The sequence below is a fragment of the Tenacibaculum sp. UWU-22 genome (assembly GCF_041021355.1).
Classification (GTDB): Bacteria; Bacteroidota; Bacteroidia; order Flavobacteriales; family Flavobacteriaceae; genus Polaribacter.
The window spans coordinates 57,670-74,040 of record NZ_JBFNGP010000004.1 but is presented as its reverse complement, the minus strand read 5'-3'; the positions used below and the strand labels follow the sequence as shown (position 1 = coordinate 74,040).

Here is a 16,371-nt window from a genome sequence, read left to right as displayed (position 1 = left end):
AAAAATTACTTACTGTTTTACTTCTTTTTTATTAATGTAATTAAACAAGTAATCAACATCTAATTCTTTTATTTTACCTAGTTTTTGTAATGCTTTGGCGTCTAATTCTTTTTTATTACCAATTACTAAAACATTATACGACTGTCCTTTAATATTCTTATCAAAGAAATCTTTAAGATCTTTCATTGTCATATTTTTTATGGCATTGTAAATTTCTTTACGATTATCGTGGTCGATACCTAATTTTTTTAATCTTTCATAATTCCAAAAAATATTTGATTTGGTAATTCTTTCGGCTGCTATTTTCTTTAGAGTAGCCTCTTTTGCCGCTTTAAATTGTTTTTCTGCCTCTGGCATATTATTCATTAAATGCATCATCGCATTAACCGCTTCTTCTAATTTATTAGCTTGTGTACCTATGTAGGCTATAACATAATTAGGCTTCCCTTTTTTGCTAGCTTTATTGTAACCAGCAAATGCTGAGTAGGCTAACGATTTACTTTCACGAATTTCTTGAAATACAATAGATGATAAACCACTACCAAAATAGGTGTTAAATAAAGCAGAAACCGCTATGTTTTTAGGGTCAAAAGGAGCTCCTTTTGCTAAAAATAGTAATTCGGCTTGTACCATATCGTAATTAGTGAAAAACACATTACCTCCAGTATCAATATTTTTATATTCTTTAGCTTCTGGATAATCTTTTAATTCTCCATAAATTTTATGGTTTTTGTTTAAAGCGTCTATAGCAAGGTCTACATTTTTTCCGTAGTAAAAAACACGTTGCTTATAGTTTTTCATGTCTTTAATAATATTTACCAATTCTTCAGGGTTAATGGCTTTTAATTCATCTATTTGCATAATGTCTCGCAACCTAGAATTTTCGCCATACATTCCGTAATTCATTAGCCCACTCCAAAGAATATTTCCTTTTTGTGTTTTTGCATCTTGACGACTCTTATCTATTTTTTCAACATATTTATCATAGGCTTTTTGGTCTGCTTTAGCATGATTCCAAAGATGTTCTAATAATTCTAAACCTTTTGGTAAATTTTCTTGTAACCCTCTTAAACCTACGTATGTTTTATCACTTTGAGCACTTACATAATAATCTACCCCAAGTTTATAAAATTCTTTTTTTAGTTGTTCGGCAGTATATTTATCGGTGCCTAAATATTCTAGATAACCTGCAGCTATACTTAACTTTTTATTATTATCCTTACCCATATCGAAAATAATATTTAAATCGAATAAATCGTTTTGTTTATTTGTAACATAGGTAACCGGAATACCACTTTCGGTTTTCGTTTGTTTTAATGCTTCTTTATAATCTATAAATTTAGGTTGTAGTGGTTTTGATTGTATTTTATTAAAAGCTGTTATAAAAGCAGAACTTTTATCTCTATTTAAATGAACAGGTGTTATACCTGGATTTTCAACTTTTACAATGTTTTTATCTTCACCTTTACGCTTGTAGGTAACTACATAATTATTTTTATAAAACGAATTGGCAAAATCAACTAATTGTTTTTTCGAAATTTTTTTTAAATCGTCTAAAAACTTCACTTTATCTGTCCAGTTTTCGTGATGTATAAAAGCATTGTAATAAGCGGTGGCTAAAGCAACACTATTTTCGTATTGGCGAGTTTGGGTTAACTTAAGATCGTTTATTACTGCTTTAATCATCCAATCGTCAAATTCACCTTTTTTTAGTTTTTCTATTTCACCTAATAACAAGTCTTTAGCTTGTTCTAAGGATTGCCCTGATTTAGGTGTTGCAGAAAACCTATGAAAGCCATAATCATTTAAAAACAAGGTAGAACTACCTGCTGTTTGTACTTTTTGCTTTTGGTTTAAATCTAAATCAATTAAGCCTGCATTACCATTTGATAAAATCATATCACATAACGTAACAAATTTCATTTCTTCAGTATTTACCCCTTTTGAACGAAAAGATACCGTAACATTTTCTGATGTTGGCCCGTACACTTCTTTTAAAATAGGCTTAGTAATGGGCTGTTCTTTGGGTAGCGTTGGGTGGGTTACTTCTTTTTTCTTGAATTTACCGAATGTATCGTTAATTTTTTTAATTGTTGTGTCAAAATCTATATCACCTACTAATACAATTGCCATATTGTTAGGAACATAGTAGGTATCAAAATAATGATGAATATCTACCATCGATGGATTTTTTAAGTCATGCCCTGTTCCAATGGTAGTTTGTTGCCCATAAGGGTGAGTTGGAAAAAGACCATCTAACATAGCCGCATAACTTTTTCTAAAATCATTATCTTGCCCTCTATTAAATTCTTCGAAAACAGCTTCTAATTCTGTGTGGAATAACCGTAATACAAGAGTGCTAAAGCGTTCAGCTTCTAAATCAATCCATTTATCTAGTTCGTTTGCTGGTATTTTATTTTTATATATCGTTTCTTCAAACCAAGTATGCGCATTGGTACCTGTAGCACCTAATGAAGCAGCCATTTTATCATATTCGTTTGCAATTGCATAATTAGAGGCCTCTAAAGAAACTTTATCGATTTGTTTATAAATTAGTTTTTTTTGGTTTTCATCTTTTGTAGCTCTATGCGCTTCATATAAGTCGGATATTTTTTTTAAGTATCCTTTTTCTTTTTCCCAATCTTGTGTTCCAATTTTGTGTGTTCCTTTAAATAACATATGCTCTAAATAATGAGCTAAACCTGTTGAATTTTTAGGGTCGTAATTAGAACCTGCTCTAACAGCTATATAGGTTTGAATTTTAGGCTCGTCTGTGTTTTTACTTAGGTATACTTTTAATCCGTTTTTTAAGGTGTATAAACGTAACCCTGTAGGGTCATTGGTAACGGTTGTGTATGAAATTTGGTTAGAGTCAACATGTTGCTCTGTTTTAATTTCAGAAGATTCGTCTGTTTTACAGCTTGTTATAAGAATAAAAAGACAAACACCTAAAACTTGATAAATTTTTTTCATATTTTTTTAGTTTGAGTTAGTTTGTATGTTTTTTAATAAAAAAATCGACTACTAAGATATAGTAGTCGATTTTAAAACTATTTTTTTTAAGTATATTTTAACAATTAAGCTAATACTTTTGCTATTGTTTCTCCAATTTTAGCAGGTGAACTAACCACATGAATACCATTTTCTGCTAAAATTTTCATTTTAGCTTGAGCAGTATCGTCTGCTCCACCAACAATTGCTCCAGCGTGTCCCATAGTTCTACCAGCAGGAGCGGTTTGTCCTGCAATAAACCCTACAACAGGTTTACGATTTCCATCAGCTTTAATCCATCGAGCAGCCTCTGCTTCTAAATTACCCCCTATTTCACCAATCATTACAATAGCTTCTGTTTCATTATCATTCATTAATAATTCAACAGCTTCTTTTGTTGTGGTACCAATAATAGGATCACCACCAATACCAATAGCAGTAGTAATACCATAGCCTTGTTTTACTACTTGGTCAGCAGCTTCGTAGGTCAAAGTTCCTGATTTAGATACGATACCTACTTTTCCTTTTTTAAATATAAACCCAGGCATAATACCCACTTTAGCTTCTTCTGGTGTAATTACCCCAGGGCAGTTAGGACCAACTAAGGTACAGTTTTCTTTAGCATCTATATACGCTTTTACTTTTACCATGTCTTCCGTTGGAATTCCTTCTGTAATACAAATAATTACTTTAATACCCGCATCGGCAGACTCCATAATAGCATCAGCAGCAAATGCAGGGGGTACAAATATAATTGAGGTATCGGCACCTACTTTTTTTACAGCATCTGAAACGGTATTAAAAACAGGTTTTCCTAAATGTTCTTGACCGCCTTTTCCAGGGGTTACACCGCCAACTACATTTGTACCATAATCAATCATTTGACCTGCGTGAAATGTGCCTTCACTTCCCGTAAAGCCTTGTACTATTATTTTTGAATCTTTATTTACTAAAACACTCATTGGTTTATTTTTATATTATTTTTTTTTATGTGACAAAAATAGTTTTTTGTAATCTACTAAAAAACCATTTTTTATATTTTTATTTAGCGGAAGCGTTTTTAACAATACGCTTGATGGCTGCTAATTCTTTTAATTTTTCTCTTGACTCAGAAATTGGTGTTCCAAAATATGTTTTTCCTCCTGCAATAGATTTTGTAACGCCTGTTTGCCCCAATACAATTGCTTTTTCGCCAATTGTTATTCCGCTTGCCGTACCTACTTGCCCCCAAAGAGTAACCTCATCTTCAATAATAACACAGCCTGCAATACCTGTTTGTGAAGCAATTAAACATTTTTTACCAATTTTTGTATCGTGACCAACGTGTACTTGGTTATCTATTTTTGTGCCTTCTTTAATAATGGTATCACCAGTTACTCCTTTGTCTATAGTACAAGAAGCTCCAATATCTACATTGTCTTTTATAACCACCCTACCACATGAAAGTAATTTATCAAAACCTTGAGGTCTGTTTTTATAATAAAAAGCATCGGCTCCAATAACTGTATTTGCATGAATAGTAACGTTATTGCCAATCACAGAATTGTTATATATGGTAACATTTGGGTGAATCAAACAATTTTTACCAATACTAACGTTATCGCCTATAAAAACATTAGGCTGAATAATCGTATTTTCACCGATTACGGCACTTTTAGAAATATTTTCTTTAGCTGCTTCGGTTATAAGAGGACTAAAATGTTTTGTTACTTTATTAAAATCGCTAAACGGGTCGTTCGAAATTAATAAGGCTTTACCTTCTGGACACGCAACTTTTTTATTAATTAATATGGTTGTTGCGGCAGAATCTAAAGCTTTTTGATAGTATTTTGGATGATCAACAAAAACAATATCTCCTTTTTCAACTACATGAATTTCATTTATACCTGTTATGGTAAAATTTTTATCGCCTACAAAATCGATATTTAATAACGAAGCTATTTGTGCTAAAGTTTGAGGTTGTTTAAATTTCATGTTTTTGTTGTAGCTAATAAAATCTAATACTAGACAATACCTGTTTTAGAGATTTTTATTCTTTTATACGTTCAGTATATGCTCCTTTTTCAGTATCTATTTTTACTTTATCACCTTCGTTAATAAATAAAGGCACATTAATTCGAGCTCCTGTTTCTACGGTAGCAGGTTTAGTAGCATTAGTAGCTGTATTACCTTTTACCCCAGGTTCTGTATGGGTTATTTCTAAAATTACGTGCGATGGCATTTCTACAGATAAAGGTAAACTATCTTCAGTATTAATTAAAACGGTTACCACCTCTCCTTCTTTTAATAAATCTGGAGCATCTAAAACTGATTTTTGTAACGAAATTTGATTATAATCATCTGTATTCATAAAATGAAAAGTATCGCCTTCGGCATATAAATATTGATATTTATGTGTTTCTACTCGAACATCTTCTATTTTGTGTCCTGCAGAAAAAGTATTATCGATAACTTTACCTGTGGTTACACTTTTTAATTTGGTTCTAACAAAGGCTGGTCCTTTACCTGGCTTTACGTGTAAAAATTCGATAATTTTATAAATATCATTACTATATTTTATACATAGTCCTTTTTTAATATCTGATGTTGATGCCATATGTAATATGCTATTTTTATTTTATGGTTTATTATTTTATCCTCCAAAATACCCTTTCATAACACCTCTTTGAGAGTCGCGAACAAATTGTAAAATTTCGTCTCGTTCTGGAGTTGCCTCCATTTCAGCTTCTATTTTTTCTAATGCTTGGGTATTGTTATAGTTTTTTTGATATAAAATTCGATAAATGTCTTGAATTTCTCTTATTTTCTCGGCTTCAAAGCCTCTTCTACGTAATCCTATTGAATTGATTCCGACATACGACAAAGGTTCACGCCCTGCTTTAACATAAGGCGGAACATCTTTTCGTACTAAAGACCCCCCTGTAACAAATGCATAATCGCCAATAGAACAAAATTGATGTACGGCAACCATGCCTGCTAATACCACATGATTTCCTACATTAATATGTCCTGCTAAAGTGGTATTATTTGAAAAAATACAGTTATCACCTACAACACAATCATGTGCCACGTGGCAATATGCCATAATTAAGCAATTGTCTCCTACTACTGTTTTCATTCTATCATTGGTACCTTTATTTATGGTAACATATTCTCTTATAGTTACATTGTTTCCAATAATAGTTAAGGTTTCTTCGTCGTTGTATTTTAAATCTTGGGGTACTGCCGAAATAACAGCTCCTGGAAAAATACGACAATTGTTTCCAATACGGGCTCCTTCCATAATGGTAACGTTAGAACCAATCCATGTGCCCGATCCTATTTCTACGTTAGGATGTATAGTTGTAAAAGGTTCTATTACCACATTTCGAGCAATTTTTGCTTGTGGATGTACGTAGGCTAAAGGCTGATTCATACTTATTTTTGTCTTGAAATTTGTGCCATTAATTCTGCTTCTGCTACTAATTTTCCGTTTGCATAAGCATACGACTGCATATGACAAATACCTCTACGAATAGGTGATATTAATTCGGCATTAAAAATAAGCGTGTCGCCCGGTAATACTTTTTGTTTAAATTTAACATTATCCATTTTCATGAAATATGTTAAGTAATTTTCAGGGTCGGGTACAGTGCTTAATACCAATATACCCCCACATTGAGCCATTGCTTCTACTTGTAAAACTCCAGGCATAACAGGTGCTCCAGGAAAATGTCCTACAAAAAAACTTTCGTTCATCGTAACATTTTTCATACCAACCACGTGTTTATCTGATAATTCTAAAATTCTATCAATTAACAAAAATGGAGGGCGGTGAGGTAGAATACTCATAATTTTATGAATATCCATTAATGGAGGTTGATTTAAATCAAATCGCGGAACATTATTTCGTTTTTCTTTTTTTATAATATTCGTTAATTTTTTAGCAAATGCTGAATTTACAGCATGCCCTGGCTTATTGGCTATTATTTTACCTCGAATACGGGTGCCTACTAAAGCTAAATCGCCAATAACATCTAATAGTTTATGTCGTGCCGCTTCATTTGCCCAATGTAATGTTAAATTATCGAGTATACCGTTAGGTTTTACTTTAATATCGTCTTTTTTAAACGCTTTTTTTAATTTTTCCATTGTGTCTAATGATAGTTCTTTGTCTACATACACAATGGCATTATTTAAATCGCCACCTTTAATTAAATCGTTATTTAAAAGCATTTCTATTTCGTGCAAAAAGCTAAATGTTCGAGCCGCAGAAATTTCAGTTTTAAATTCTGAAATGCTGTTTAGGGTGGCATTTTGAGTGCCTAAAACTTTAGTTCCAAAATCTACCATAGTAGTTATTTGGTATTCGTCTGCAGGCATTAAAATTATTTCGCTACCAGAAACAGGATCTTTATATGAAATGATTTCTTTTACAACATATTCTTCAATATCAGCATCTTGCTCAACCACACCAGCTTTTTCTAAAGCTTCAATAAAAAACTTTGAAGAGCCATCCATAATAGGTGGTTCAGCAGCATCTATTTCTATTAATAAATTATCAATTTCTAACCCTACTGCTGCTGCCAAAACATGTTCAGATGTTTGTATTAATACGCCATTTTTTTTAAGGTTAGTACCCCTTTGAGTATCAAATACATAGTCTGCTTTAGCTTCAATAGTAGGTTTTCCTTCTAAATCTACTCGTGTAAATGCATAACCATGATTTACGGGAGCAGGTTTAAAGGTCATCGTTACATGGTTACCTGTGTGTAATCCAACACCAGATAATGTTATTTGCTGTTTTATTGTTTTTTGTTTTTTACTCATCACTAATTTTTAGAGTATTTAACTTCGTTTCTATTTTATTTAAGGTGGTTACTGTTTTAGGTAGGTTTCTAAAATGCACATACGATTTGTTAAAATCGGGATATGAAAAAGCAGGTGAACCTTGAACGGTTTCATTATCTTTTAAACTTTTAGAAATACCTGATTGTGCTTGTACTTTTACATTATCGCCAATACTAATATGCCCAACAATGCCTACTTGCCCTCCAATCATACAATTTTTACCTATTTTGGTAGAACCAGCTACACCAGTTTGTGAGGCTATTACGGTATTTTCGCCTATTTCTACATTATGAGCAATCTGGATTTGATTGTCTAACTTTACGCCTTTTCTTATTATTGTAGAGCCTAAAGTGGCTCTGTCTATGGTTGTTCCAGAACCAATGTCAACATTATCTTCAATAATAACATTTCCTATTTGAGGAACAGCTTTATATTCTCCTTTTTCATTAGGTGTAAAACCAAATCCGTCGGAACCAATAATTACGCCTGAATGTAGTTTACAATCGTTTCCTATTTTTGTTTCTGAATAAATTTTTACGCCTGAAAAAAGAGTGCAATTATTGCCGATAATTACATTATTTCCAATATATGTATGGGGATAAATTTTTACATTTTCACCAATACTAACATTTTCACCTATATACGAAAAAGCACCAATATATTCGTTAGCGCCAAGAATGGCTGTAGACGATATAAAATGGGGTTCTTCTCGCCCTGTTTTATTGTTTTTTACTTCGTTATAAAATTCTAATAGTTTTGAAAAAGATTTATAAGCATTTTCTACTTTTATAAGTGTGGTACTTACTTTTTTTTCGAGAATAAAATCCTTATCTACAATAGTAATAGATGCTTTTGTAGTATATAGATAGGATTGATATTTAGGATTCGATAAAAAAGTCAAAGAACCTTCTTCTCCTTCTTCTATTTTAGATAATTTTGAAACTTCTTTATCAGGATTTCCTTCTATTTCACCTTCTAAAATTTCCGCTATTTGTTTGGCTGTAAATTTCATAAAGGGCAAAAATATAAAAAAACCTACGATTAATCTAAAATTAGTTTTTTAGGATAGCAAAAATAATATTTTATTACGGGTTTGGTAAGGGTTTGTAGGTTTAACTGGTCTGAAGCTTTTGCCAATTCTTTTAACTCTTGTTTTTTGGTAAGTATTTTTATGGGTTTTTGTGTGTTGTAGGCTTGATTTGAAACGCTATCGGTAAAAATAAAGTAACTTAAATCGGTCTTAGAAAGTTGTAGTTTGTTTTGTATTTTATCGATTATTTTTTGTTGGTATCCTTTAGTAAATGCAGTGTCTTGTATTTCTATTTTTAATAAATTTCGGTTCATTAACATTTGCGACAGTTTAGAAAGCACTTTATCTTGATGATTAGTCCATTCTTTTATTGCTGATAACACATCGTAATCGTCTAATTTGGAAAAAATATCTAAGGTTTGATCTGTAAAATTTTCTTTTGAAATTTGATTGTATAAAAAATAATACAATGGCTTTGTTGCGGGTAGCTCTACCCCTTTTTTAGCTAATTCTTTAGCTCGTTTTAAAATACCTACCAGCATACTTTCGGCTACCAAACTCGTTTTATGTAAATATACCTGCCAATACATTAATCTACGAGCTATGATAAAATTTTCTACCGAGTATATTCCTTTATGTTCAATAACTAATTCATCATTTTTTACATGCATCATTGCAATTATTCTGTCTGATGAAATATTACCTTCAGTAACACCTGTGTAAAAAGAGTCGCGTTTTAAATAATCTAACCTATCAATATCTAACTGACTAGAAATTAATTGATTAAAAAATTTTCTATGGTATTTTCCTGTGAAAATTTCAATAGCTAAATTTAATTTACCTTCAAATTCTTTATTTAATACATGCATAAATTTCAACGAAATTTCTTCGTGTGAAATATGATCAACAATACTATTTTCTAAGGCATGTGAAAACGCTCCATGACCAATATCGTGCAATAAAATAGCTAAGTATAAAGCCGTAGCTTCATCGGTAGATATTAGCACTTTTTTAGTTCGTAAAACCTGAACCGCTTTTTCCATCAAATGCATACATCCAATAGCATGATGAAAACGAGTATGGTTAGCCCCTGGATACACCAAATTAGACAATCCCATTTGTGTTACACGGCGTAACCGTTGAAAATAAGGATGTTCTATAATATCAAAAATTAAAGAGTTAGGGGTTGTTATAAAGCCGTAAACAGGATCGTTAAGTATTTTTAATTTATTGGTGTTTGTACTCATTTATAATTTTGTAGACTAAGGTACAAAGCTAACAAAACCAAATTTATTAACGTATTTTTATCATTTTTAAATATAACAAAACTTATTTTAACCGTTTCTTTGTATACTAACCAATAAAACAGAGTTTTTTTTATGAATAAAATGCATATTCTTTGGGTCGATGACGAAATAGATTTATTAAAACCTCATATTTTATTTTTAGAACAAAAAGACTATCAAGTTACCACGGCTAACAATGGTGCTGACGCTATAGATTTAGTTAATGAAAATAATTTTGATATTGTTTTTTTAGATGAAAATATGCCAGGAATTACTGGTCTAGAAACGTTAACTACGATTAAACAACAACAAGCTAATCTACCTGTTGTAATGATTACTAAAAGCGAAGAAGAATATATTATGGAAGAAGCTATTGGCTCTAAAATAGCTGATTATTTAATAAAACCCGTAAACCCAAATCAAATTTTATTAAGCCTTAAAAAAAACTTAGACACCTCTCGATTAGTTTCTGAAAAAACAAGTGTTAATTACCAACAAGAATTTAGAAAAATTTCGATGGATTTGGTAATGATAAACACTTACGAAGAATGGGTTGATTTATATAAAAAACTGATTCATTGGGAACTAGAATTAGAAAACACAAACAATATTGAAATGCTAGAGATTTTAGAAACTCAAAAATCTGAAGCAAATAGTTTGTTTTTTAAATTTATTAAAAAGAACTATAAAAATTGGTTAACAAGCCCTGATAGCCCCACATTTTCACACACGCTATTTAAAAATTATGTTGTACCACATTTACAACAAAAGCAAAATGTACTTTTAGTGGTTATTGATAATCTACGTTACGATCAGTATCGAGTTTTAGAACCTTTTATAAATGACTATTATAAAAAAGAAGCTGAAAAATCATACCTCAGTATACTACCTACCGCCACTCAATATGCCCGAAATGCTATTTTTTCTGGCTTGATGCCTTTAGATATGAATAATCTATACCCCAACTACTGGAAAAACGACACCGATGAAGGTGGTAAAAATTTATATGAAAACGATTTTTTAACCGCTCAAATTAAACGCTTAAATCTACCCATTAAACATCAATATTATAAAATTACTTCTTTAAAAGCAGGGAAAGATTTAGCTGAGAATTACCATATTACAAAACAAAATGATTTAACAGTTATTGTCTATAATTTTGTTGACATGCTTTCACATGCTAAAACCGAAATGGAAGTAATAAAAGAGCTGGCTAGCGATGATAAAGCTTATCGCTCATTAACACAAAGCTGGTTTAAAAACTCATCGTTATTTGAAATTATAAAAAAAGCTAAAGAATTAAACCAAAAATTAATTATTACTACCGACCACGGAACCATAAATTGTAAAAATCCAAGTAAAGTGATTGGCGATAAAAATATTAGTGCCAATTTACGTTACAAAACAGGAAAAAGCCTAACGTATCAAGATAAAGATGTGTATGCGGTAACAGATCCTAAGGCTATTTTTTTACCATCAACAACCATTAACGATCGATTTATTTTTGCTAAAGAAGATTTATTCTTTGCTTACCGAAACAACTATAATCATTTTGTAAAATACTACAAAAACACCTATCAACATGGCGGAATTTCGTTAGAAGAAATGATTATACCTTGTGTAGCCTACACCCCTAAATAATAGTAAAAATATACTTTTAAACTCCGTATATTTGCAGGATGATTAAAAACGATACAATTATCGCTTTAGCAACCCCTTCGGGTGTTGGTGCAATTGCTATAATACGACTTTCTGGTGAAGATGCAATAACACTTGTTAGTGCTTTTTTTAAACCTAAAAAAAAAGGTAAAACACTAAAAAGTCAAAACTCTCATACCTTGCACTTAGGATATATTGTTGATAAAGAAATCGTACTCGACCAAGTATTGGTTTCGATATTTAAAGGGCCTAATTCTTATACTGGCGAAAATGTGGTTGAAATATCGTGTCATGGATCTAGTTTTATACAGCAAAAAATTATCCAACTTTTTTTACAAAATGGCTGTCGTATAGCTGATAATGGCGAGTTTACCATGCGAGCGTTTTTAAATGGTAAAATAGATTTAAGTCAGGCAGAAGCCGTAGCCGATGTAATTGCTTCAAATTCTGAAGCTTCACATCAAATAGCCATGCAGCAAATGCGTGGGGGTATTACTAACGAATTAAAAGAGTTACGCACCCAATTATTAGATTTTGCGGCTTTAATTGAGTTAGAACTCGATTTTTCAGGTGAAGATGTTGAATTTGCCAATCGAGCAAAGTTTAAAGAACTAGTCGCTAAAATAAGTGTGGTATTAAAACGATTAATCGACTCGTTTGCTTTTGGAAATGCTATGAAAAACGGAATTTCTGTAGCTATTATTGGAGAGCCTAATGTTGGTAAATCTACCCTTTTAAATGCGTTATTAAACGAAGAAAAAGCCATTGTTTCAGACATTCCAGGTACTACACGCGATGCAATTGAAGACGAATTGATTATTGACGGAGCTGTTTTTCGGTTTATTGATACCGCTGGAATTCGAGAAACAGAAGATACAATTGAAAATATAGGGATTAAAAAAGCATTCGAAAAAGCAGAAAATGCGCAACTAATTATCTTTTTAATTGATGCTAACAAGTACCTATCTTCTAAAAACATTTTTTTAGAAGAAATTGAAACAATTAAACAACGTTTTCCGAATAAACGTTTATTAGTTATTGCCAATAAAATTGACACCTTGTCTAGTAGTGAAATTTTGATATTACAATCAGAAATTGACAATTTAATTTTACTTTCTGCTAAACAAAATATAGCTATTGATAAACTAAAACAAGAACTTACTAGCTTGGTAAATAAAGGCGCTTTAAGTAACAACCAAACTATTGTTACCAATTCTAGACATTTTGAAGCTTTAAATAATGCATTATTGGCAATTACAGGGGTGCAACAAGGAATAGAAGATAATTTACCTTCTGACTTATTTGCCATTGATATTCGCGAATGTTTACGTCATTTAGGTAATATTACGGGTGAATATGATGTTGATAAAGATATCTTAGGGCATATTTTCTCTAATTTCTGTATCGGGAAGTAGTTCCAAAAAAATGATTTATTAAAGTTTAAGTATAACTATTAAACATAATAGTATTCTCTTTGTTTACAATTCAATTTGTTTTTCTTAATACATTGGTGCTTTTTGTAAATAATAAATAACGGATAACAATATTATTGCATAAAACATCAATTGGTTTTTTTATAACTTAAAACGGCTAAACTATTCATTATAAATGCATATACAGCTGTTTTAATAGTTAATGGTAAAATATCAACAAATCCAGCTCCTTTAAGCATTACCATTCGTATAATTTGCACAAAATATTTAATCGGATTAAAATCGGTAAGCAGTTGCGCCCACTTAGGCATGCTTTCAATGGGCGTAAATAAACCACTCATTAAAATAAAAATTACCATAAAAAACCACGAAATAAACATGGCTTGTTGTTGGGTATCTGTAAAGTTTGAAATAAATAAACCTATACCTAAAACTACTAATATATAAATTGAGGTATATCCATATAACAAAGATAAGCTCCCTAAGATAGGTACATTAAAAATAACCTTAGCAAGAAATAATCCGATAGTTAACAACCCCAAACCGATTACCCAAAACGGAAACAGCTTACCTATAATAAACTGTTGTTTTTTTATAGGAGTTACATTAATTTGTTCTAAGGTGCCTATCTCCTTTTCTCTAACAATATTCATACCCGATAAAAAAAGCGTAATCATGGTAACAAACAATACCAAAATACCAGGTACCATAAATGTTTTATAATTTAACGTTTTATTATACCAAAACAGCGGTATACTATCAATACTGATGGGTCTTTTAAACGTATTTGAAAGCGGTATAAACTGGGTAGCAATATGTTTGTTATAGTTTTGAATAATTTGGGTTATATAAACATTAATTACCCCTGCCGCAGAACCATCGATAGCGTCTATAAAAACACCGATATCTTTTGTTTTATTTTTTTGTAATGCTTGTTCTAAATGTGTAGGAATATTTATATAAGCCTTTATTTTTCCTTCTAACATTGCTTTAGAAGCTTCTTTTTCAGAAGAAAACCGACGAGATACGTTAAAATAAGTAGACGCCTTAAACTTATCTATTAATCCTCTAGAAATAACACTGTTATCTGCATCAACATAACCAAAGGTTATATTTTTTATTTCATAGGTTGCCGCATTAGATAAAATGAGTAATTGTATAACAGGTAAAATAAAAATAATAGGTAACATTCCTTTATTTCTAAAGATTTGCTTAAACTCCTTTTTTATAATGTGAAAAATTATTTTCATTTAACGTTTATATTAGTTTCACAAGATTTACCTCCCTACTCTTGTATTGATTTTATATTACTCTAATCTAATTTTATATTTTTTTATACTTATACCAATAAATACTAAAGTCATAGCAACAAGTATCAGTGTTTCTTTTAAAACATAGCTAATACCAACACCCTTTAACATAATAGCCTTTATAATAATAATAAACCATTTTGCAGGAATAACATTACTAATAATTTGAAGTAACAAAGGCATGCTGGTAATAGGAAAAATAAAACCAGAAAGTAAAATGGTAGGAAGCATTAAACCCATTAAAGACATCATCATTGCCGTTTGTTGTGTTGTGGCTATTGTTGATATTAAAATGCCCAAAGCAAGTGACGTAATAATAAATAATACACTTTCAAATCCAAATAAAAACAAGCTTCCTCTTATAGGTACATTAAATACAAAAATGCTCAACAGCACAATAATAATTGCGTTAATAATAGATAAAAAAATGTACGGAAACACTTTACCGATAACGACTTGAAAAGGTTTTAAAGGAGAAACTAATAAAATTTCCATAGTGCCTTGTTCTTTTTCACGAGTAATCGATATCGAGGTCATCATTGCTGAAACCAACATTAAAATAACGGTCATTACACCTGGAACAAACATATAAACGCTTTTTAATTCGGCATTATAAGCCATTCTACTTTCAGGAACTATTAAGTAATTGGTTGTTGTATTTTTAAGTAATTGATGTTGGTATTTTTTAAGAATAGAGGTAATATAATAACTAATTGTACTTGCCATATTAGGTTCTGTAGCATCGGTAAGTATTTGTACTGTAGCGTTTTTTTCTTTTATAAGATTATTTCCAAAATTATTTTTAAATTGAATAACTGCCTTTACCTTTCCTCTTTTAAAAATAGATTGTATTGATGATTCTTGCCTGATAATATCAACAATATTAAAATGTTTTGAAGCTGCTATTTTATTTATAATTTCTTTTGTTGTGGTATCATTAGCCTGATCTAAAACAGCAATGTCTACGTTGTTAATTTCGTTGGTAATGGCAAATCCAAATAGTAGTATTTGTACTATAGGCATTCCAAACAAAATAAATAAAGAGCGCTTATCGCGAAATATGTGATAAAACTCTTTTCTTACAAAACCTATAAACCGTTTCATCCTCTTGCTAGCTTTAAAAACACCTCGTTCATTGTGTTTGTTTTATACTGTAATTTTAAATTTTTAGGAGAATCTAACGCTTCAATTTTACCATTAACCATAATAGATACCCGATTGCAATATTCGGCTTCATCCATATAATGAGTAGTCACAAAAATAGTAGTACCCTTATGCGCTGCTTTATAAATGAGTTCCCAAAACTGACGTCGAGTAATCGGGTCAACTCCACCTGTGGGTTCATCTAAAAAAACAATTTTGGGTTCATGTAATAGCGATACTGAAAATGCTAACTTTTGTTTCCAACCCAAAGGTAAAGAAGCTACTAAACTATTAACAACCTTTTCGAGTCCTAGTTCTTCAACTAATTCTGTGCTTTTTGTGTTTATTTGTTTTTTAGATAAACCATATATGCCTCCAAAAAAATTAATATTTTCTTTTACCGTTAGGTCATCATATAAAGCAAATTTTTGACTCATGTATCCAATATTCTTTTTTATAGATTCTGCTTGTTTATACACATCAAAACCCGCCACAGAAGCTTTACCTGATGAGGGTTTTGATATGCCGATAAGCATTTTCATAGCTGTAGTTTTTCCTGCGCCATTGGCTCCTAAAAATCCAAAAATTTCTCCTGCTTTTACTTCAAAACTTATTTTATTTACCGCTATAAAATCGCCAAATAGCTTTGACAAATTTTCTACCTGTATGACGTTCTTGTTATCCATGTA

General features: G+C 31.1%; 13 protein-coding genes. 2 read left to right on the top strand and 11 right to left on the bottom strand.

The window, feature by feature from the left end:
- Positions 1–9 precede the first annotated feature (9 nt).
- The 8 genes from AB2B44_RS08015 to AB2B44_RS07980 all read right to left on the bottom strand — a co-directional run bounded on the left by AB2B44_RS08015 (position 10) and on the right by AB2B44_RS07980 (position 10,098).
- Positions 10–2,973: a M16 family metallopeptidase gene (locus AB2B44_RS08015; protein ID WP_369049054.1), complete on the bottom strand. Its 2,964-nt coding sequence runs from the start codon at positions 2,971–2,973 to the stop codon at positions 10–12.
- 104 nt (positions 2,974–3,077) lie between these two features.
- Entirely contained in the window at positions 3,078–3,953 is an 876-nt protein-coding gene (sucD, locus tag AB2B44_RS08010) for a succinate--CoA ligase subunit alpha (RefSeq protein WP_369049053.1), read from the bottom strand.
- Between the two features lie 79 nt (positions 3,954–4,032).
- On the bottom strand, positions 4,033–4,965 hold the full coding sequence (lpxD, locus tag AB2B44_RS08005) for a UDP-3-O-(3-hydroxymyristoyl)glucosamine N-acyltransferase (protein WP_369049052.1): 933 nt from the start codon (positions 4,963–4,965) through the stop codon (positions 4,033–4,035).
- A 55-nt stretch (positions 4,966–5,020) separates the two neighbouring features.
- The gene (efp, locus tag AB2B44_RS08000; protein ID WP_369049051.1) at positions 5,021–5,587 is read right to left on the bottom strand and encodes an elongation factor P; all 567 of its coding nucleotides are present in this window, start codon (positions 5,585–5,587) and stop codon (positions 5,021–5,023) included.
- 36 nt (positions 5,588–5,623) lie between these two features.
- Positions 5,624–6,406: an acyl-ACP--UDP-N-acetylglucosamine O-acyltransferase gene (gene lpxA / locus AB2B44_RS07995; RefSeq protein WP_369049050.1), complete on the bottom strand. Its 783-nt coding sequence runs from the start codon at positions 6,404–6,406 to the stop codon at positions 5,624–5,626.
- 2 nt (positions 6,407–6,408) lie between these two features.
- Positions 6,409–7,800, bottom strand: a complete 1,392-nt coding sequence (locus AB2B44_RS07990; RefSeq protein WP_369049049.1) for a bifunctional UDP-3-O-[3-hydroxymyristoyl] N-acetylglucosamine deacetylase/3-hydroxyacyl-ACP dehydratase — start codon at positions 7,798–7,800, stop codon at positions 6,409–6,411.
- Positions 7,793–8,833 (bottom strand): UDP-3-O-(3-hydroxymyristoyl)glucosamine N-acyltransferase, encoded by a 1,041-nt coding sequence (gene lpxD, locus AB2B44_RS07985; protein ID WP_369049048.1) that lies wholly within the window; start codon positions 8,831–8,833, stop codon positions 7,793–7,795. The genes AB2B44_RS07990 and lpxD (AB2B44_RS07985) overlap by 8 nt, the downstream gene beginning before the upstream one ends.
- 29 nt (positions 8,834–8,862) lie before the next feature.
- A complete protein-coding gene (locus tag AB2B44_RS07980; RefSeq protein ID WP_369049047.1) occupies positions 8,863–10,098 on the bottom strand; it encodes an HD domain-containing protein in 1,236 nt (411 codons plus the stop codon).
- Between the two features lie 132 nt (positions 10,099–10,230).
- Here AB2B44_RS07980 and AB2B44_RS07975 point away from each other — a divergent pair, with 132 nt between their 5' ends.
- Both AB2B44_RS07975 and mnmE read left to right on the top strand, forming a co-directional pair.
- A complete protein-coding gene (locus AB2B44_RS07975; RefSeq protein ID WP_369049046.1) occupies positions 10,231–11,778 on the top strand; it encodes a response regulator in 1,548 nt (515 codons plus the stop codon).
- 38 nt (positions 11,779–11,816) lie between these two features.
- Positions 11,817–13,211, top strand: coding sequence for a tRNA uridine-5-carboxymethylaminomethyl(34) synthesis GTPase MnmE (mnmE, locus tag AB2B44_RS07970; protein ID WP_369049045.1), 1,395 nt, complete (start codon positions 11,817–11,819; stop codon positions 13,209–13,211).
- A 146-nt stretch (positions 13,212–13,357) separates the two neighbouring features.
- On the opposite strand, the gene AB2B44_RS07965 is transcribed toward mnmE, so the two are convergent.
- Genes AB2B44_RS07965 through AB2B44_RS07955 form a run of 3 tightly spaced genes read right to left on the bottom strand, consistent with a single transcriptional unit; the run spans position 13,358 to position 16,368 of the window.
- Positions 13,358–14,479, bottom strand: a complete 1,122-nt coding sequence (locus AB2B44_RS07965) for an ABC transporter permease (RefSeq protein ID WP_369049044.1) — start codon at positions 14,477–14,479, stop codon at positions 13,358–13,360.
- 57 nt (positions 14,480–14,536) lie between these two features.
- Entirely contained in the window at positions 14,537–15,643 is a 1,107-nt protein-coding gene (locus AB2B44_RS07960; protein ID WP_369049043.1) for an ABC transporter permease, read from the bottom strand.
- Positions 15,640–16,368, bottom strand: coding sequence for an ABC transporter ATP-binding protein (locus AB2B44_RS07955; protein ID WP_369049042.1), 729 nt, complete (start codon positions 16,366–16,368; stop codon positions 15,640–15,642). Before AB2B44_RS07955 ends, AB2B44_RS07960 begins: the two co-directional genes overlap by 4 nt.
- Positions 16,369–16,371: the final 3 nt, after the last annotated feature.